Origin of the sequence: Limnohabitans sp. MMS-10A-192 (assembly GCF_003063335.1) — a bacterium.
Lineage (GTDB): Bacteria > Pseudomonadota > Gammaproteobacteria > Burkholderiales > Burkholderiaceae_C > Limnohabitans_A.
The window spans coordinates 414,995-433,801 of sequence record NZ_NERX01000003.1 but is presented as its reverse complement, the minus strand read 5'-3'; the positions used below and the strand labels follow the sequence as shown (position 1 = coordinate 433,801).

The following is an 18,807-nucleotide window of genomic DNA, read 5'->3' as shown; positions in this document are numbered from 1 at the left end:
CCAGATGACCCGAACCCTTCGTCCCTTAACCTTGATCGCCGCGCTGGCGTTGTCCAGTGCTGCTTTTGCAGGTGGTACCCATGCGGGTGGCCACGGACACGACAGTGATGAGACTGCGATTGGAAAGCCCGGCGTGGCCAGCAAGGCCAGCCGAACCGTCACCATCGAGATGACGGACAACATGCGCTACACGCCAGCCGACATTCAAGTCAAGCAGGGCGAGACGGTGCGCTTCATCGTCAAAAACAAAGGCCAGGTCAAACATGAATTGAGTTTGGGCACCCAGCAGGAATTACTGGAACACCTTGAGCAGATGCGCAAGTTTCCAGACATGGAACACGATGAACCCAGCAAAGTCACGCTGGCTCCTGGAAAGCAGGGGGAAATCGTCTGGCAGTTCACAAAAGCAGGTGCCGTGAATTTTGCCTGCCTGATGCCAGGTCATTACGAGGCCGGCATGAAGGGTCAGGTCAAGGTCAACAAGAAATAGTTTGAGCGATTGACGAGGAGCGCCACATGTCCCGACAGTACTCGATTGTTCTCACCGCCCGGCGCGCCTGCATCGCGGGTATCGCCGTGCTGGCACTGGCCCCTTTGAGCATGACCGCTTACGCCGCACCGGCAACTTTGCAGGTCTGGAAAGACCCCAATTGCGGCTGCTGCAAAGACTGGATTGCGCACCTCGAAAAGAATGGTTTTGCTGCCACTGTGATTGATCAAGGCAACAACGCCGCACGCGCACGCCTTGGTATGCCGCAGAAATTTGGCTCTTGCCACACGGCATTGATCCAGGGCTATGTGATCGAGGGCCACGTGCCCGCTGCGGACATCCAACGCCTACTCAAAGAAAAACCCAAAGCCTTGGGACTGTCAGTGCCAGGCATGCCGGTTGGGTCGCCAGGCATGGACGGTCCATCCTATGACAACCGACGCGATGCGTATCAGGTGCTGCTAATCCAGCGCGACGGCAGCACCACTGTTTTCAACACCTACCCACGAGGATAACCATGAACATCATCCAGAAAATCACCACCGTTTCCGCCTTGGCCTTGGGCATCGCGCTGCCTGTGAGCAGCATGGCACAGACCACCATGGATCACAGCAAGATGGATATGTCGCAGCCCGCTGCGTCGATGACCGAAGGCGAAGTCAAGAAAATAGACCTTGAGGCTGGCAAAGTCACCATCAAACACGGCCCCATTAAGCACATGGACATGCCCGGCATGACCATGGTGTTTACAGCCAAAGACAAAGCGTTACTCGCCAATGTGAAGCCTGGTGATAAGGTCGAATTCATGGTCATCAATGAAGGGGGGAAAATGATCGTTACTGATCTCAAGGGCGCTCGTTAAGAATTTTTTGGTTTGGTAGCTACGCCAGCAGTCTTAGTGGTCCTAGATTCGTTGGCTGACTTGGTCAGAATAGAAGGCCGGAACGGCAGTATTTGATTGGCATCGGTGATCTCCATACAGCAAAACGTATGGAGATCGAACGTGCGCGAAATTAGTGGCTGTTCCGTCGCCGTGGATGTTGTGCTCAGCGCAAGGCGTTGAGCATTTTTTCGGCTTCTGGCCAGGGCAACCGGCGCTTACCAAGCTTCATTCTGTCAAGCGCCTTGAAGGCGTCGTCGACCGTCAGCAACTGGTTTTCAATCATGGCGCACAACAGCCCAATGGTGCCCATGACGTTGACCTGCTCCTTGTTGGCGACAATTCGCAAATTGGTGTCACCCGTCAGCAGGGTGCAGACCTCTTGCTTCGCAAGTGCCAGAGCTAAGTAGTCGTTGTGACTGGGCTTGGGACCGTTTTTCGCTGGAAGCAGATGATTGTGCTGGGCTGGCAACTGCTGGGCATACGCCACGAAGTCGCCGCTGACCTCCATGATTTGTAGGCCCAGGTTTTCAAGTCCTGGGCTGCCCGGTTCAATTTCTTCGTAATACAGCAGGTCAGGGATGCCGAACTGCATGGGAAGCTGAAAGAGCGTGCCCATCAACGCCCCGGCTTCCATGTCGATCAAAATATTGGCATCACTGATGAGCAACCGCATCCGATGACTCCAACTGACGTTCTTTGTGGAAGCGCATCATCGGGATGCCCAGCAGTTCCGCTGCTTTGGCTTCAGAGATGTATTGCTCTGCCAGAGCGCGGTATACCAACTGATCGAAGAGTCGGGGGTGTTCCTGAGGTAATGGATTTCCGGGTTCGTTCTTGCGCCAGCCCTTGGCCGAAAAGCGTTTGAACATCATGAGATGTGCAGCATCGGTGATCACGCCACACTGCTTGGCTCGTTGCAGCCATCCAGACATCGATAGGCCGAACTCATGCTTGAGCACATAGAGCTCCTGCCACTCCAGCGCGTGGCGCTGCTGCCCAAGCAATTGATGCACGGCCACGCGTGGTGCCAAGAAGGCCCCCGCGAACCGGTCGCAGGCCTTTTCCTCATCAAGGCCAACAGCCAGCCGTCCCTCAAGCAGCAAATGCCCCAGTTCGTGAGCCAGCGTAAACCGCTGCCGATCGCCTGGCCACCGTTTTGAGACGGCCACGATCGGGAATTCCCGACCATCGTCGGTGCGGGCTTTGGCGGTCAGGCCAGAGAACCCTGGGTGTTCTTCATCAACGACAATGACCAGCAGACCAAGACCTTCAAGGGTGTCTGTGAGGTCTCCAATGGGGTTCATTCCCAACTGCCAAGCGTTGCGGGCCTGGTCGGCAAGTGCTTCGATCTCATCCAGCGCCTGGATGTGTTCAGGGAGTCCGACCGGAGGGGCGAACACCAATAGAGGTAATTCTGGAAAAGCCCCGAGAAGTTCCACACGCTTCTCCACCAACTCCACGACCTTGATCTTTAGTGCATCCTGTGCCGTCTTGCCAAAGGCCGCCGTTTTACGGAACTCTGGCTCAAGCAGTTCGACGGAGTGGGTGCGAAAGAAGTATTCGGTGCGGACGTCGCAGGCACGCGCCAGCTTGAGGAGTTGAGAGGAAGAAGGCGTTAGCAACCCCTTCTCGTACTTCTGGATCGCTGTGTGCGAGACACCGACTTTTTCACCCAAAGCACCCAGGGTCAGACCAGCAGCCAATCGTGCTTGCCGAATGCGATCTGCGATCATGATACCTCCTAGGGTTTGGTTTAAAAGATCTGGAAGTCTACCAAATTTTTAAACCCCTGGGTAGTCTTTGCCTTGGTGCGCGACAGATGGCGCTATATGCTTGCCAGGACTGCTGGCCTTCAGTGGCCGACACGCGTGGTGGCAGGAATTTCTCCTAACCAGCGAGGAAGTTAGAGCAAAACCTTGGAAGCGCCCCGATTTCCTCATTCGGGGGGTGTTTTCAGGACAACAAGCCTCACACCTTCGGGATGAGTGTTTGCGGTGCTGCTATACTCCACCACCAAATTAAAAAACCCATTGGTTCACGCCAGTGGGTTTTTTTTATGGTCTTTCAAGCTTCATGACACAGATCAATCAAGGGCGATTGGTCATTGGCGTCCACGGGAAAGAAGCCGCGCATGCCGTGCACATAAAACGCACTGTAGGTTGAAAATGCCATGCTCCACTCGGGAAATCGCCGCTTCTCAGTGGCCCGACGCATGAGCAATTGGATGTGTTGGTGACGAGGATCGCGCTGGATGTTTTGCCACAACAATTCGATGCTGCCGGGTGGACCTTCCATGCATTGGGTGAATTGACCATTCACAAAAAGCAGGTGTCCTGTGATCTGCATTTGCGCGTTTTTGTGTTGCGCATCTGTCAGCAATTTGAAAAGTGCCAGGGAGCCAAACTCCTGTGTGGGCGTGGACTGGTAAAGAAGGCGCTCAAGCATGCTGAAAATAATAGCATCGGGCCAGGGCCTGACTCAGGCGTCCATCAACATGTCCTCGTGCACCTGCATAGCGCCGCTGCGTTCCAGCTCGGCCAGCATCATGTCCAGCCAGGTCTTGCGGTCGATGCCCAAGCCAAAGCGCTCATGCAAGTCTTCCAGGTAGGGCACTTGCCCGGCCCAGGTGTCAAAGTCGGCACGTGAGATCTGGCCCCATTCGAGCAGCTTGAATTTCAGCAAGACCTTGGTGCCGTAGCGGGCGTGTTTTTCGGGGTTTTTCGCAAAGCCATCGAGCTTGCTTCGGGCCAAGGCCAGCGCTGGTGCCACTTCGGTGAAAACCGCGCCATGCCCCGGGATGATGGTGGCCGGATTCAGCTGCTCGAACAGGTCCAGGGTTTGGGCCACTTCGTCAAACGCATCCACGCCCACCAGCTCGGGAAACACCACGCCAAAACCGTTTTGCCACAGTGCATCGGCCGACATCAGCAAGCGGTGCTCGGGCGCAAACAAGATGACCGAGTGGGGGTCATGCCCGGGGGCCGCGTGCACTTGCCAGTCCATGTCGGCCCAGCGGTGGGTGCTGCCCGGTTGCAGCAGGCCGTTGAAGTGAAAGGGTGGGCAGTTTTGCCCGGTGGGCTTGTAGCTCAGCGCGTCTTCTTGCCAGCCTTGCACGGCCGAGGCCAGGCCGGGCGGGATCCAGGTTTGCAGCGCCGGGTAATGCGCTTGCAGGGCCTGGTTGCCGCCGCAATGGTCGCTGTGCAAATGGGTGTTGACCAGCAGATCCAGCGGGCGGCCTTGCAGGGCTTGATCGAGCAAGGCCAGGGTCTGCGCCTGGTGCGTGACATAACCGCTGTCCACCAAGGTGGCGCTGTTCTGGTCGCACAACAGGATGTTGTTGGCCGACAGCCAGCCGCGCTCCATCACGGTGACTCCAGCAGGCAGAGCAGGACGTGTCGACATGCGGGCTTTATTTGTTGCTGCGCAGTTCGCGGCGCAAGATTTTGCCCACGTTGGTCTTGGGCAGTTCGTCGCGGAACTCGATGTATTTGGGGCGCTTGTAGCCGGTCAGGTTCTCGTGGCAAAAACGCGCCACCGCCTCTTCGGTCAGCAGCGGGTCGTTGCGCACCACAAAGACCTTGATGGCTTCGCCCTGCATGTCATCGGCAATGCCCACGGCCGCGCATTCCACCACGCCGGGGCAGGTCGAGATCACGTTTTCCAGCTCATTGGGGAAGACGTTGAAGCCGCTGACGATGATCATGTCTTTCTTGCGGTCCACGATGCGGGTGTAGCCGCCTTCGTCCATCACGCCAATGTCGCCCGTGCGCATGAAGCCATCGGCGGTGAAGGTCTTGGCGTTTTCTTCGGGTTGGTTGTAGTAGCCCACCATCACGTTGGGGCCGCGGATGCAAATCTCGCCCGAGCTGCCCACGGGCAAGCTGTTGCCCGCGTCGTCTTTGATGGCGATGTCGATGCCGGGCAGGGGCAGGCCAATGTTGCCGCTGAAGGTTTTTTGCGTCACCGGGTTGTTGGTGCCGATCGCGCAGGTCTCGCTCATGCCCCAGCCTTCGATCATGGCGCTGCCCGTGGCCGCTTGCCAGTGGTGCGCCGTGCCGGCCGATGCCGCCATGCCGCCAGCTTGCGTCAGCTTGAGCGATGAGAAATCGATGGTCTTGAACATGGGGTGCTGCATCAGGGCATTGAACAAGGTGTTCACGCCCGGCAGCATGTGGAAGGGGCGCTGCTTGAGCACTTCGATGAACTTGCCGAAGTCACGTGGGTTGGGCACCAAGGTCATGTGCGAACCTTGGCGCATGGCCAGCAGGCACAGCGTCAAGGCGTAGATGTGGTACAGCGGCAGCGCGGCAATGCTGTTGACTTTGCGCAGGTCGCCAATGTCGGCCAGGGCCGGTGAAAACCAGGCTTCGGCCTGGAGCATCGCGGCCACCACGTTGCGGTGGGTCAGCACGGCGCCTTTGCTCAGGCCGGTGGTGCCGCCGGTGTACTGCAAGAAGGCGATGTCGTCCAGCGACTGTGGCATGACCTTCAGGTTCATGTTCCGGCCTTGCGCGATGGCTTTCTTGAACGGGGTCACCGTGCGCCCGCCTGCCAGCGACAACTCGTACTCGGGCACGAGTTTGGCCAGATGGCGCACGGCAAAAGTCATCCAGCGGCCATACCAAGGCCCCAGCAAGTCGCCAATCGAGGCCACCACCACATGTTGGATGGCCGAGCTGTCCAGCACCTCTTGCAAAGTGGCTGCAAAGTTCTCCAGCGCCACGATGGCGGTGGCGCCCGAGTCCTTGAGCTGGTGCTGCAATTCACGCGCGGTGTACAGCGGGTTGACGTTCACGCAGGTGTAGCCCGCGCGCAAAACGGCCGCCATGGTGACGGCAAATTGGGGCAGGTTGGGCAGCATGATCGCCACGCGGCTGCCGGCGGGCAGGCCCTTGCTTTGCAGCCAGGCGCCTAGGGCGGTGGACAGTTGGTTGAGCTCCTTGTAGCTCATCCAGCGGTTCATGCAGACCGAGAAGGGGTTGTCGCCGTGCTCGCGAAATGCTCTCTCCAGCAAGTCCGTCAGGCTGTTGTATTGGCCGGGGTCCACTTCATGGGCCACACCAGCGGGGTAGTTCTTTTGCCAAATACGTTCCATGTGCATTGCTCCTCTTTGTGGGCATTGTCGCCAGCTCCAGCCAAGGGTGTGATCGGGCAAGCCCTCGGTGAGCAAGAAAAAGGTCCCTCACGCGACAAATAACCGGTATTGGCAAGCCCCTGATTTGGAGGCAAAATCAGGGAATACCCTAGACAACACCATGACACCTGTTTCACCCCCTCGGCCCGGATTTTGGCGTCAGCTGTGGCGCCAACTGCTGTCTGCGGTTGATCTGCAGACGGTCAGTGGTGAAAAAACCGGATCACGCTGGATCCCGATCCGTTCGCTGGCGGCGCGTCACAAGCCCCGCATCCTCCAGCATTTGCAGGCGCTGGCGCCGCAAGACCGCTACTTGCGCTTTGGTTATCCCGCCACCGATGAGCAAATAGAGCGCTATGTGTCGGGCTTGAATTTCGTGCGCGACGAAATCTTCGGTGTCTTCAACCGGCGGCTGGAGTTGGTGGCCATGGCCCACTTGGCGTATTCGGTGGACCCCCAGTGGGCGACTTGCGCCGAGTTTGGCGTGTCGGTGGACACCCGGCAGCGCGGCAAGGGCCTGGGTGCCAAGCTGTTTCGACACGCCGTGATGCACGCCCGCAATGAAGGCGTGAGCATGTTGTTTGTGCATGCCCTCAGCGAAAACGTGGCCATGCTCAAGATCGCCCGCCACGCCGGTGCCCGTGTGGAGCGCGATGGCAGCGAAAGCGAGGCCTACCTCACGGTGCCCCAGGCCACATTGGACAGCCAAGTCAGCGGCCTGTTTCAGGACCAGATGGCCGAGATCGATTACCAGCTCAAAATGCAGGCCAAGCAATTTCGCGAATGGCTGGGCACCTTGCAAGAGATCCGCCAAGGCGTGCGCGATGCCCGACACCACCAAGACAAACCCTGAGTTCGGGTTTTGTCGCATGAATCCGCTATCCTTGTGGCTTCGCAATAACAGCATGTCCTGCATTCCTTGACTGTGTCAGACCCCCACCCTGCGCGCCCCGCTGAGCGCGAAGATAAACGCAGTTTTCTGCAAAAGCTGGCTGAATTCATCCACCCCGGCCCCGATTCGACGGACGAGTTGATTGAAACCCTGGCCGAGGCCGAGGACAACCACATCATCAACGCCGAGAGCCGCCTGATGCTCGAAGGTGTGATCCGCATGGCCGACATGACGGCCGGTGACGTGATGGTGGCCGCCCCCCGCATGGATTTGCTGAACATCGAAGACCCCTTCGACCAGCTGTTGCACCAAGTGATCGAGACTGCGCACTCGCGCTTTCCAGTCTTTGAGGGTGAAAAAGAAAATATCATTGGCATCTTGCTGGCCAAGGACCTGCTCAAACTGCAACGCGCCCCCGAGCTGAACATCCGCGCCTTGTTGCGCCCGGCGGTGTTTGTGCCCGAGAGCAAAGGTCTGAACGACTTGCTGCGCCAGTTCCGCGACAACCGCAACCACTTGGCCATCGTGATCGACGAGTTCGGCCGCACAGCGGGCCTGATCACCATCGAAGACGTGCTGGAGCAAATCGTTGGCGAGATCGAAGACGAGTTCGACATCGCCGATGACGACGGCGATATTTTTGGTCTGCCCGATCGCAGCTTCCGTGTCAGCGGCGACACCTCGCTGGAGCGCGTGAGCGAAGCCTTTGGCGTGAACCTGCAGGAAGCGCGCGAAGACACCGAGGGCCCGGACTTCGACACCATTGGCGGCTTGATCGCGCACGAGATGGGCCATGTGCCCCGCCGTGGCGAAAAGCATGTGCTGGCCGGTTTGCAGTTTGTGGTCTTGCACACCCGAGCGGGAGCGGTGCGCTGGTTCAAGGTCTCGCCCGTGGCGCTTGAGCCTGTGACGCCTGCATGAAGCGCCTGCGTCGGCCCACGGTGTGGCCTGCGTTGGCGGGCTTGGCCCAGGCCGCGTCGATCGCCATGCCCGGCAGCGGCCTCGCGCAGGGCTGGTTGCAGGTCTTGAGTTTGGCCGCGCTGGCAGCGGGGCTGCTGCACATCACCCAAACCGAGAACGCTTGGGCGGCGGCTTGGCGCCGTGCGGCCTGGTTCGGGGGCGTTTTTGCCACCGCCTGGTTGGCGGGCAGCTTCTGGTGGTTGTACGTGTCCATGCACGATGTGGGCGGGCTGCCTGCGCCGCTGGCGGCTCTGGCCGTGTTCTTGCTGGCGTCGGCCGTGTCCTTGTTTTATGTCGCCGCATCGGTCGGCTGGGTGGTCTTGAGCCGACGGGTGCCGCCGCGTTTCCAGCCTGGCTTGAGCAGCTTGTTGTTTGCCGCGGTGTGGACCTTGGCCGAGCTCATGCGCGGGCAGTGGTTCACCGGTTTCCCCTGGGGGGCCGGGGGCTATGCGCACGTCGATGGCGTGCTGGCGGTCTGGGCGCCTTGGGTGGGTGTGTACGGCTTGGGTTTTGTGGCGGCGTTCTTGGCCATGCGTCTGGCGCTGAGTGGCTGGCGTCTGGCCGCTGTCAAGCCTTTGGCGCTGGTGGGTCTGCTGTCCTGGGCCTTGCAGGCTTGGTCGCCAGCTTTCACCACGTCGGCAGGCATGGGCCAGGTGGAGTTGTTGCAAGCGAGCATTTTGCAGAGCGAAAAGTTCGATGTGCGCAGCGGCATCCGCGACGCCCTGCAGTGGTACGACGAGCGCTTGCGCGCCAGCCAGCAAGCGCTGGTGGTGGCGCCTGAGACGGCCATTCCCTTGCTGCCTCGCCATTTGCCCGAGGGCTATTGGTCAGGTTTGCAGCAGCACTTTGCGCAGCCCGGTCGTTCGCTGGCCCTGATCGGTGTGCCCTTGGGCTCGCTGGCCGAGGGTTATGCCAATGCGGTGGTGGCCATGGGGCCGCAGGGTCAGGCCGACTACCGCTACGACAAGCACCACTTGGTGCCCTTTGGCGAGTTCATCCCGCCCGGTTTCGCCTGGTTTGTGCGCCAGATGCAGATCCCTTTGGGTGATTTCAGCCGGGGCCGTCTGGACCAGCCGTCCATCGCCTGGCAGGGGCAGCGCCTGTCGCCCAATATTTGCTACGAAGACCTGTTTGGCGAAGAGCTGGCCGCGCAGTTCAAGGACGGGGCGCAAGCGCCCACCGCCTTGGTCAATGTGAGCAACATCGCCTGGTTTGGCAACACCATCGCGGTGGACCAGCACCTGAACATCTCCCGCATGCGGGCCATGGAGCTGGGCCGCCCCATGCTGCGGGCCACCAACACCGGGGCCACGGCCATCATTGACCACCAAGGCCGCGTCACACACGAGCTGCCGCGCTTTACCCGGGGCACGCTGGTGGGCACCTACGAAGGCCGCAACGGCCTCACCCCCTATGCCCGCTGGGCAGCCGCCTGGGGCTTGTGGCCGCTTTGGCTGCTGTGTCTGGGCCTTGTGCTGCTCATCGCATGGCGTCGCCGAGCGGTGTGAGCCGCGCCGCACCCGATACTGCCAAGGCTTTCCCTGCCCCATTGCCAAAGTGCCCTCCCGCACGCAACCAGCTTGTCACCCCACCCGCAACCAGCTTGTCACCCCACCCGCAGCAAGCTTGTCGTCCCGGACTCGATCCGGGATCCATGCCCCCGATCGCCATGCCGTGCCCTTGCCGTCTGCGCCCAGTCCGTTTCTGAGTGGCAAAGACCGTAAAATCAAGGGTTTGCGCAAATGCTTTGCGCCCATCTCACTTTGGCCAGCTCGCCGCTGGTCACGCTCAGGCCATGTTGACCTTCCAGCAAATCATTCTCAAATTGCAGCAGTACTGGGACGCCCAGGGCTGCGCCTTGCTCCAGCCCTACGACATGGAAGTCGGCGCGGGCACCAGCCACACCGCTACCTTTTTGCGCGCCATCGGACCCGAACCGTGGAAAGCCGCCTACGTGCAGCCCAGCCGCCGCCCCAAGGACGGCCGCTATGGCGAAAACCCCAACCGCTTGCAGCACTACTACCAATTCCAGGTGGTTTTGAAGCCAGCACCCAGCAACATCTTGGAGCTGTACCTCGGCTCGCTCGAAGCCCTGGGTTTTGACCTCAAGAAAAACGACATCCGCTTCGTCGAAGACGATTGGGAAAACCCCACGCTCGGCGCCTGGGGCTTGGGCTGGGAGGTGTGGTTGAACGGCATGGAAGTCACGCAGTTCACTTACTTCCAGCAAGTCGGCGGCATCGACTGCAAGCCGATCACCGGCGAGATCACCTACGGCCTGGAGCGTCTGGCCATGTACCTGCAAGGCGTGGACAACGTCTACAACCTGCAATGGACCGAGGGCTTGACCTACGGTGACGTTTACAAGCAAAACGAAGTCGAGCAATCGACCTACAACTTCGAGCACAGCGACGCCGAGTTTCTGTTCACCGCTTTCGGTGCCCACGAAAAACAAGCCCAGCACCTCATGGGTGCCCAGCTGGCTTTGCCCGCCTACGAGCAGGTGCTTAAAGCCGCGCACACCTTCAACCTGCTGGACGCGCGTGGCGCGATCAGCGTGACCGAGCGCGCCGCCTACATCGGCCGCATCCGCAACCTGGCGCGCAGCGTGGCCCAGAGTTATTACGAAAGCCGCGAACGTCTGGACTTCCCGATGGCCCCGCGTGAATGGGTTGCACAAATGCCCAAGAAAGCCGCGTGAGGGAGAACGACATGACGACACAAAATCTGCTGGTGGAACTGTTTGTGGAAGAGCTGCCGCCCAAGGCGCTCAACAAGTTGGGGGCTGCCTTTTCGGGCGTGCTGGCCGAACAACTCAAGGCCCAGGGCCTCGCTGCGGCCGATGCGGCTGTGACGGCTTTTGCATCGCCCCGCCGCCTGGCCGCGCACGTGACCGGCGTGTTGGCACAAGGTGCCGACAAGGCCGTGCAACAAAAGCTCATGCCCGTGGCCGTGGGCCTGGACGCGGCGGGCAACGCCACGCCTGCGCTGCTGAAAAAATTGCAAGCCCTGGGCGCAGATGTGAGCGACCCGGCGGCGGCTGTGGCCGCCCTCAAGCGCGCCCCCGATGGCAAAGCCGAAGCCCTGTTTTACGACAGCATCGTCAAAGGCGCATCGCTGCAAGCGGGCCTGCAAAAGGCGCTGGAAGAAGCGCTGGCCAAGCTGCCGATTCCCAAAGTCATGCAGTACCAGCTGGAAACCGATTGCGAATTGCCGGGCTGGAGCAGTGTGAACTTTGTGCGCCCCGCGCACAGCCTGATTGCGCTGCACGGCAGCGCCGTGGTGCCCGTCAAAGCGCTGGGCCTCACGGCTGGCAACAGCACACAAGGCCACCGCTTTGAGGCCAAGGTCTCGCCCGTGGTGTTGGCACATGCCGACCAATACGCCGAGACCTTGAAGAACGACGGCTCGGTCATCGCCAGCTTCGCCGAGCGCCGCGCCGAGATCGTGCGCCAGCTGAACGCTGCTGCGGCCAAGGTGGGCAACGGTGCCCGTCCGATCGAAGACGAAGCCCTGCTGGATGAAGTGACCGCACTGGTCGAGCGCCCGAATGTGCTGACTTGCCAGTTCGAGACCGAGTTCTTGGACGTGCCGCAAGAGTGCCTGATCCTCACGATGAAGGCCAACCAGAAGTACTTCCCTTTGATCGATGCCTCGGGCAAGCTGACGAACCGTTTTTTGGTGGTGAGCAACATCACCCCCGACGACGCTTCCTTGGTGATCGGTGGCAACGAGCGCGTGGTGCGCCCACGCCTGGCCGATGCCAAGTTCTTCTTTGACCAAGACCGCAAAAAGACGCTGGAATCGCGCGTCGAAGGTCTGTCCAAAGTGGTCTACCACAACAAGCTGGGCACGCAAGGCGAGCGCATGGCGCGTGTCTGCGCCATCGCCAAAGCCATTGGCCAGCAAGTTGGTGGCGACTTGCTGGCGCAGCAAGCCGAGCAGGCTGCGCGCTTGGCCAAGACCGATTTGCTGACCGACATGGTCGGCGAGTTCCCTGAGCTGCAAGGCATCATGGGCGGCTACTACGCCCGCCACGATGGCCTGAGCACCGAGGTGGCCGAAGCCATTGAAGACCACTACAAGCCGCGCTTTGCGGGCGACGAGTTGCCGCGCAACAACGTCGGCCTGGTGGTGGCGCTGGCCGACAAGCTCGAAACCCTGGTCGGCATGTTCGGCATCGGCAACGTGCCCACGGGTGACAAAGACCCGTTCGCGCTGCGCCGCCATGCCCTGGGCGTGATCCGCATGCTGATCGAAAAAGACGTGGTGCTGGGCTTGCCCGAATTGCTGGCGTTGTCCGCCCCCGTGTTTGGCGACAAGATCACGGGCGGTGCAGACGCTTTGATCGACTTCATCTACGACCGCTTGTCGGGCAACTTGCGCGAGCAAGGCTTCAGCGCGCAAGAGGTCGACGCCGTCATGGCCTTGCGTCCCGCTCGTCTGGGTCAGGTCAGCCAGTTCTTGTCGGCCGTGCGCGCCTTTGCCGCTTTGCCCGAAGCCCCCGCTTTGGCGGCAGCCAACAAGCGCATCGGCAACATCCTCAAGAAAGCCGGTGAGGTGGACGCCCACGTCAACCCCGCGCTGTTGCAGGAAGACGCCGAGAAAAACCTCTACGCCGTCATGCAAAAGCTGGTTCCGGAGTCCGAAGCGCAATTCAAGGCGGGTGACTACACCGCCAGCTTGCAAACCTTGGCCGCGCTGCGCGCCCCGGTGGACGCCTTCTTTGACGACGTGATGGTCAACGCCGAAGAAATGGACCTGCGCCTGAACCGCCAGGGCCTGCTCAAGTCGCTGCATGTGGCGATGAACCGCGTGGCCGATTTGTCGCGTCTTGCGGCCTGATCGCCATCGGCCATGAACACCCACCTGAAACTCGTCATCCTCGACCGCGATGGCACCATCAACCGGGCCAGCGAAGAGTTCGTCAAGTCGCCGGAAGAATGGGTGCCTTTGAACGGATCGTTGGAGGCGATCAGTCGCCTGAACCATGCGGGCTTTCACGTGGTGCTGGCCACCAACCAGTCGGGTTTGGGGCGCGGTCTGTTTGACATGGCCGCTCTCAATGCCGTTCACAGTCACATGCTCAAAACGCTGGCCGCAGCCGGTGGGCGCATCGATGCGATTTTTTATTGCCCGCATGCGCCCGACGAAGGCTGTACCTGTCGCAAACCCGCACCGGGTTTGTTGCATCAAATTCAGGAGCGCTACGGGATTGACCTCAAAGGCATGCCCTATGTGGGCGACAGCCTGCGCGACATGCAGGCCGCCCATGCTGCGGGCTGTGCGCCGCATTTGGTGCTGACCGGTCGCCACCCCGATGTGCAGGGCCAGGCCCTGCCCGCCACCTTCCCGGCCGACACCCAAGTGCACGCCGATCTGGCCGCCTTTGTCGATCACCTGCTGGCTGAAACAGCTTCCTAGAACTGAGTGCCCTCATGAATTTCATCCGCGCTGTTCTTCACATGGTCTGGATGGCCGTCACGGTCATTCCTTGGGCGCTGTTTGTCGTGGTGGTGTCTTACTTCATCAGCAGTACACGCTTGTACTGGATCTGCGCCGCTTGGCTGCGATTGGCGGTGAACAGTGGCACCTGGATTTTGGGCATCCAAAACCGCATCCACGGCATGGAGAACCTGCCCCAAGGCAGCAAAGATCCCGCCGTGCTGCTGGTCAAGCACCAGTCGACCTGGGAGACTTTTGTGATGCCCGCGATCATGCCGCACCCGCTGGCCTATGTGTTCAAGAAAGAGCTGCTGAGCGTGCCGTTTTTTGGCTGGGCCATGGGCCGTCTGGACATGATCCACATCGACCGCAAGCAGCGCTCACGTGCTTTTGCCAAGGTGGTGCAGCAAGGCCGCCGTCTCATGCAAGAAGGCGTGTGGGTCATCATGTTCCCCGAAGGCACGCGCATCCCGCGTGGGCAAAAAGGCGAATACAAAACCGGCGGTGCTCGCTTGGCCATCGCCGCTGGTGTGCCCGTCATTCCGATTGCGGTGACCTCGGCACGTTGCTGGCCCACCAAGGCCTTCATCAAAAAGCCGGGTGTGGTGGACATCTCGATCGGCCAGCCCATCCCCAGCGTGGGCCGCGATGCCGATGAGCTGATGCGCGAAGTCGAAAACTGGATCGAGGCTGAAATGCACCGCCTCGACCCCGAGGCCTACCCCGCCTCGCGCTGAGCACACAGGGCGAAGCATGCGCGCGCCTTTGCAATTTGTGCTGGATTTTTTCACCGGTGGTGATCCGGTGATGCCTGCCTCTTTGGTGTCCTCTGCGGCACCTGCCCCCGCGCAGCCACCATCAGCACCGCCAACAGCGGACAGCGCCGAGGCCCCGCCCTTGCGCGTTTTGCCAGCGCCTGAGACGACGGAGCCGGCGGGCTTTACCCATCCCAATGCCAACCGCCACGCGCTCTTGCATGGCATCACGGTGTCGTATGTGTTCGAGCGGGCACGTCGCCGCAGCATCGGCTTTTTGGTGGGCAATGAGGGGCTGGTGGTGCGTGCGCCCAGCTGGGTGACGCTGCGCGAGGTCGACGCCGCCGTGCAGGAAAAGGGTGCCTGGATCGTGGCCAAGCTGCAGCAGTTCAAGCAACGTCAGACCGAGCAGTTTCAGCAAGCCATCGAATGGACGCATGGTGCGCAGGTGCCTTTCTTGGGCGGCACGGTGCAGCTGTGCGTGCTCGAGCGCGGCACGCCGCAAGCCGCAGCAGCAGATGTTCCGCGTTTGCCCGTCAGCGTGCCGCCAGGCGCTTCAGCCACCCAGGTGCGCGAGGTGGCCGAGGCCTGGCTCAAGAAGCAGGCCCGCACTTTGTTTGAGCAGCGCCTGCAGCACTTTGCGCCCTTGCTGGGTGTGCGCTGGAGCAAGCTCAGCCTGTCGAGCGCCAACACCCGTTGGGGCAGTGCGCGAAGCGACGGACACATCCGGCTGAACTGGCGGCTCATCCATTTGCCGGTCAGCCAGATCGACTATGTGGTGGTGCACGAGTTGGCGCACCTGCGCGAGATGAACCACAGCCCCCGCTTTTGGGAGACCGTGGGCGAGGTCATGCCCGACTACGCGCAGCGCCGCAAAGCCCTCAAGCAAGCCCCCATGGGACTGGCTCAGGACTGAGCGCGGCTGAAGCGGTAGATGCCGTCTTCGCCCAGCTCGCGCCGCAATTGCCCAGCCAGCCACAGCATGTGCAAGTGCGCCACCGACTCGCCCATGGCGAAGGTCATCTGGTGCACGTTCAAGGGGCGCTTGAACAGCACCGGCAGCGCATCGTGTGCCGACAGGGCTTGACCGGTGCACGCGTGCAGCAGCTCGCTCAGGCGCTCGTCGTGGTGTGCACGCAGCTGCGCAATGCGCCGGGCCGCGCCTTTGAAGGGCCGCCCGTGTGAGGGCAGCACCAAGGTGCTGTCCGGCAGGTCTTGCATCTTGGTCAGCGAGTCCAGAAACAGTTGCAAGGCATTGCCCTGGGGTTCTTGCGCGTACACGCTCACATTGGTCGAGATCGAGGGCAGCAGCATGTCGCCGCTGATCAAGATGTCGCGCTCTGTGCAATGCAAGGCCATGTGTTCGGGCGAGTGGCCGAAGCCGCTGATGCAGCGCCAGTGTTGCCCGCCGATGCTGACCGTGTCATCGGCCATCAGGCGCACATAGGCCTGCGGCACTTTCGGCACCAGGCTGGGGTAGTAGCCCACGCGGGCCTTGATCTGCAAAAGGTCCTCTGTTTTGTTCCAGCCATGCGCGGCATAAAACCGCACGGTCGGCTCACCGCCGAAATTGGACACGCCCGACTGGGCCATCAAGGCCGACTGGTATTCGCTGGTGCTCATCCACAAAGGGGCTTGCCAGCGTTCACACAGCCAGTGCGCCAGGCCCATGTGGTCGGGGTGCATGTGGGTGACCAGCACGCGCAGGATGGGCAGGCCCTGCAGGTGGTTTTTTTCGATGTTGAGCCAGGCCTCGCGTGTGGCCTCGTTGTCGATGCCGCAGTCCACCACGGTCCAACCTTCTTGCGTCACGCCGGTCTGGCTGGGGTGGGGCAGGCGGTCACGCAGCAGCCACAGGTTGATGTGGTCCAGCGCAAAAGGCAGGCCCATGCGCAACCACAGCACGCCCGGGGCGACTTCCATCACGCTGCCTGGCGCCGGGAGTTGCTCGGCGTGCGGGTAGTCCAGAGGGTTGGCTGGTGCGGAATTGGACATGCGGGCAGTGGTTTGGGTTAGCATTCGCTCAATTGACGTTACGTAACGTCAAGCATAAAAGCATTCTAGGTGGCGGTCCTCGCAAGGGCCTGTCCCCATTGCGCAAGGACGGAGTACCCCATGGCCAGCACTTACACGATCAGCGATCTCGCTCAGGAATTTGACCTGACCACCCGCGCCATCCGTTTTTACGAAGACATGGGCTTGTTGGAGCCCGAGCGCTCTGGCCCGGGTGGGCGCAACCGCGTGTATTCGGCCCGCGACCGCACCCGCCTGAAGCTGACCTTGCGCGCCAAGCGCTTGGGCCTGTCGCTGACCGAGGCCAAAGACCTGATCGACATGTACGACACGCCGCGTGACACGGTGCCGCAGCTCAAGAAATTTCTGGTGATCCTGGCTGAGCACCGCCAGCAGCTGGAGTCTCAGCTGGCCGATCTGGAGGCCACGCTGGACGAGGTGAAAGCCCACGAAAAAGAAACCCGCAGCCTGCTGACCAAGGCCTCCAAGGCCGCCTCAGCCGGGTAAAACCCTGATTGACGTTTACGTAAACGTCAATTAGAGTAGTGGCTTCTGATTTTGAGCGAAACCGACCGTGACCACTTCCAACTCAGCCCATGAACGTGTTGCCCACAGCCTGGCCCGCCAAGGCATGATGCAGCACTTGGGCGTGCGCTTGTTGTCGGTGAGCGCGGGCCAGGTCGAGCTGGCGCTGCCCTATGGCGACAAGACCACGCAGCAGCAAGGCGGCTTTCACGGCGGTGCCATCGGGGCCTTGGCCGACATCGCAGGCGGTTATGCCGCTTTGACGGTCTTGCCCGAAGACATGGAAGTCGTCACCGTCGAATACAAGATCAATTTCCTCAGCAGTTGCCAAGGCGGCGAGATCCGCGCCACCGGCAAGGTGGTCAAGGCCGGTCGCCGTGTGGTGGTGACCACCGCCGAGGTGGTGCACATCGACGCCAACGGCAAAAGCTCGCCTTGCGCGGTGATGCAACAAACCCTGGCCCCTGTGCCGCAAACCTATTGACGCGCTCAGCGCGCCTTCTAACCCGCTCATTCGGAGACTCCCCATGAACAACTTGCCCGGCCTGAATTTCCAACTCGGTGAAGACATCGACGCCCTGCGCGACGCGGTGCGTGAATTTGCCCAAGCAGAAATCGCGCCCCGTGCGGCCGAGATCGACCGCAATGACCAGTTCCCGATGGACCTGTGGCGCAAGATGGGCGACCTGGGCGTGCTGGGCATCACCGTGGGCGAGGAATATGGCGGCGCCAACATGGGTTATCTGGCCCACATGGTGGCCATGGAAGAAATCTCGCGTGCCAGCGCCTCGGTGGGCCTGAGTTACGGCGCGCACTCCAATCTGTGCGTCAACCAAATCAAGCGCAACGGCACGCCCGAGCAGCGCGCCAAATACTTGCCCAAGCTGATCAGTGGCGAGCATGTGGGCGCTTTGGCCATGTCCGAACCCGGCGCGGGCTCCGATGTGCTGAGCATGAAGCTCAAGGCCGAAGACAAAGGCGGTTACTACCTGCTCAACGGCTCCAAAATGTGGATCACCAATGGCCCCGATGCAGACACCCTGGTGGTCTACGCCAAGAGCGAGCCAGAACTCGGCGCACGCGGCGTGACGGCATTTTTGATCGAAAAAGGCATGAAGGGTTTTTCCATCGCGCAAAAGCTCGACAAGCTGGGCATGCGCGGCAGCCACACGGGCGAGCTGGTGTTCAACAACGTCGAAGTGCCCGAAGCCAATATTTTGGGCGGCGTGAACAACGGCGCCAAGGTGCTCATGAGCGGCCTTGACTACGAGCGTGCTGTGCTGACCGGTGGCCCGCTGGGCATCATGCAGTCCGTCATGGACAACGTGATCCCCTACATCCACGACCGCAAGCAGTTTGGCCAAAGCATTGGCGAGTTCCAGCTGATCCAGGGCAAAGTGGCCGACATGTACACCGTGCTGCAAGCCGGTCGCAGTTTTGCCTACACCGTGGCCAAGAACCTCGATTTGCTGGGCGCCGAGCATGTGCGCCAGGTGCGCAAGGACTGCGCCAGCGTCATTTTGTGGACTGCCGAAAAAGCCACCTGGATGGCCGGTGAGGGCGTGCAAATCTTTGGCGGCAACGGCTACATCAACGAATACCCGTTGGGCCGTTTGTGGCGCGATGCCAAGCTGTACGAGATCGGCGCGGGCACCTCGGAAATTCGCCGCATGCTGATCGGCCGCGAACTGTTCTCCGAAACCTGCTGAG

At 61.0% G+C, this 18,807-nt stretch carries 20 protein-coding genes; 14 read left to right on the top strand and 6 right to left on the bottom strand.

The features are described 5' to 3' along the window. Nucleotides 1-4: 4 nt before the first annotated feature. The 3 genes from B9Z43_RS09195 to B9Z43_RS09185 are packed head-to-tail and all read left to right on the top strand — an operon-like array spanning nt 5 to nt 1,352. Nucleotides 5-490 carry a plastocyanin/azurin family copper-binding protein gene (locus B9Z43_RS09195; protein ID WP_369910142.1) on the top strand — a complete coding sequence of 162 codons (486 nt, stop codon included), beginning with the start codon at nt 5-7 and terminating at the stop codon, nt 488-490. A 26-nt stretch (nt 491-516) separates the two neighbouring features. Continuing rightward, nucleotides 517-1,005, top strand: a complete 489-nt coding sequence (locus tag B9Z43_RS09190; protein ID WP_108324615.1) for a DUF411 domain-containing protein — start codon at nt 517-519, stop codon at nt 1,003-1,005. 2 nt (nt 1,006-1,007) lie between these two features. Further along, entirely contained in the window at nt 1,008-1,352 is a 345-nt protein-coding gene (locus tag B9Z43_RS09185; protein ID WP_108324613.1) for a copper-binding protein, read from the top strand. Between the two features lie 184 nt (nt 1,353-1,536). Here B9Z43_RS09185 and B9Z43_RS09180 read toward each other — a convergent pair whose 3' ends face one another. The 5 genes from B9Z43_RS09180 to B9Z43_RS09160 all read right to left on the bottom strand — a co-directional run bounded on the left by B9Z43_RS09180 (nt 1,537) and on the right by B9Z43_RS09160 (nt 6,468). Next, complete coding sequence (locus B9Z43_RS09180) at nt 1,537-2,046, bottom strand: PIN domain-containing protein (protein WP_108324611.1); 510 nt, start codon at nt 2,044-2,046, stop codon at nt 1,537-1,539. Beyond that, nucleotides 2,027-3,106, bottom strand: coding sequence for a helix-turn-helix domain-containing protein (locus B9Z43_RS09175; RefSeq protein ID WP_108324609.1), 1,080 nt, complete (start codon nt 3,104-3,106; stop codon nt 2,027-2,029). The genes B9Z43_RS09180 and B9Z43_RS09175 overlap by 20 nt, the downstream gene beginning before the upstream one ends. A 331-nt stretch (nt 3,107-3,437) precedes the next feature. Beyond that, nucleotides 3,438-3,818 (bottom strand): BLUF domain-containing protein, encoded by a 381-nt coding sequence (locus B9Z43_RS09170; protein ID WP_108324607.1) that lies wholly within the window; start codon nt 3,816-3,818, stop codon nt 3,438-3,440. Nucleotides 3,819-3,851: 33 nt separating this feature from the next. Further along, nucleotides 3,852-4,775 (bottom strand): MBL fold metallo-hydrolase, encoded by a 924-nt coding sequence (locus B9Z43_RS09165; protein WP_108324605.1) that lies wholly within the window; start codon nt 4,773-4,775, stop codon nt 3,852-3,854. A gap of 7 nt (nt 4,776-4,782) precedes the next feature. Next, the gene (locus B9Z43_RS09160; RefSeq protein ID WP_108324756.1) at nt 4,783-6,468 is read right to left on the bottom strand and encodes an AMP-binding protein; all 1,686 of its coding nucleotides are present in this window, start codon (nt 6,466-6,468) and stop codon (nt 4,783-4,785) included. Nucleotides 6,469-6,628: 160 nt separating this feature from the next. On the opposite strand from B9Z43_RS09160, the gene B9Z43_RS09155 reads away from it, so the two are divergent. From B9Z43_RS09155 to B9Z43_RS09120, 8 genes are all read left to right on the top strand, one after another. After that, nucleotides 6,629-7,360 carry a GNAT family N-acetyltransferase gene (locus B9Z43_RS09155; RefSeq protein ID WP_108324603.1) on the top strand — a complete coding sequence of 244 codons (732 nt, stop codon included), beginning with the start codon at nt 6,629-6,631 and terminating at the stop codon, nt 7,358-7,360. A 72-nt stretch (nt 7,361-7,432) separates the two neighbouring features. After that, nucleotides 7,433-8,320 carry an HlyC/CorC family transporter gene (locus B9Z43_RS09150; RefSeq protein ID WP_108324601.1) on the top strand — a complete coding sequence of 296 codons (888 nt, stop codon included), beginning with the start codon at nt 7,433-7,435 and terminating at the stop codon, nt 8,318-8,320. Then, nucleotides 8,317-9,867, top strand: coding sequence for an apolipoprotein N-acyltransferase (gene lnt, locus B9Z43_RS09145; RefSeq protein WP_108324599.1), 1,551 nt, complete (start codon nt 8,317-8,319; stop codon nt 9,865-9,867). Before B9Z43_RS09150 ends, lnt begins: the two co-directional genes overlap by 4 nt. 287 nt (nt 9,868-10,154) lie before the next feature. Continuing rightward, nucleotides 10,155-11,060 carry a glycine--tRNA ligase subunit alpha gene (gene glyQ, locus B9Z43_RS09140; RefSeq protein ID WP_100120369.1) on the top strand — a complete coding sequence of 302 codons (906 nt, stop codon included), beginning with the start codon at nt 10,155-10,157 and terminating at the stop codon, nt 11,058-11,060. An 11-nt stretch (nt 11,061-11,071) separates the two neighbouring features. Continuing rightward, the gene (glyS, locus tag B9Z43_RS09135) at nt 11,072-13,204 is read left to right on the top strand and encodes a glycine--tRNA ligase subunit beta (RefSeq protein ID WP_108324754.1); all 2,133 of its coding nucleotides are present in this window, start codon (nt 11,072-11,074) and stop codon (nt 13,202-13,204) included. 12 nt (nt 13,205-13,216) lie between these two features. Further along, complete coding sequence (gene gmhB, locus B9Z43_RS09130) at nt 13,217-13,783, top strand: D-glycero-beta-D-manno-heptose 1,7-bisphosphate 7-phosphatase (RefSeq protein WP_108324597.1); 567 nt, start codon at nt 13,217-13,219, stop codon at nt 13,781-13,783. A 14-nt stretch (nt 13,784-13,797) separates the two neighbouring features. Next, nucleotides 13,798-14,541, top strand: a complete 744-nt coding sequence (locus B9Z43_RS09125; protein ID WP_108324595.1) for a 1-acyl-sn-glycerol-3-phosphate acyltransferase — start codon at nt 13,798-13,800, stop codon at nt 14,539-14,541. A gap of 16 nt (nt 14,542-14,557) precedes the next feature. Further along, the gene (locus tag B9Z43_RS09120; RefSeq protein WP_108324593.1) at nt 14,558-15,475 is read left to right on the top strand and encodes a M48 family metallopeptidase; all 918 of its coding nucleotides are present in this window, start codon (nt 14,558-14,560) and stop codon (nt 15,473-15,475) included. On the opposite strand, the gene B9Z43_RS09115 is transcribed toward B9Z43_RS09120, so the two are convergent. Further along, nucleotides 15,466-16,554 (bottom strand): MBL fold metallo-hydrolase, encoded by a 1,089-nt coding sequence (locus B9Z43_RS09115; protein WP_233250149.1) that lies wholly within the window; start codon nt 16,552-16,554, stop codon nt 15,466-15,468. The two genes, B9Z43_RS09120 and B9Z43_RS09115, sit on opposite strands and share 10 nt — an antisense overlap. A gap of 120 nt (nt 16,555-16,674) precedes the next feature. Between B9Z43_RS09115 and B9Z43_RS09110 the strand changes: the two genes are divergently transcribed. From B9Z43_RS09110 to B9Z43_RS09100, 3 genes are all read left to right on the top strand, one after another. Beyond that, entirely contained in the window at nt 16,675-17,079 is a 405-nt protein-coding gene (locus tag B9Z43_RS09110) for a MerR family DNA-binding transcriptional regulator (RefSeq protein WP_108324589.1), read from the top strand. Nucleotides 17,080-17,206: 127 nt separating this feature from the next. After that, complete coding sequence (locus B9Z43_RS09105; protein WP_108324752.1) at nt 17,207-17,581, top strand: PaaI family thioesterase; 375 nt, start codon at nt 17,207-17,209, stop codon at nt 17,579-17,581. A 43-nt stretch (nt 17,582-17,624) separates the two neighbouring features. Then, entirely contained in the window at nt 17,625-18,806 is a 1,182-nt protein-coding gene (locus B9Z43_RS09100) for an isovaleryl-CoA dehydrogenase (protein ID WP_108324587.1), read from the top strand. Nucleotide 18,807 lies beyond the last annotated feature (1 nt).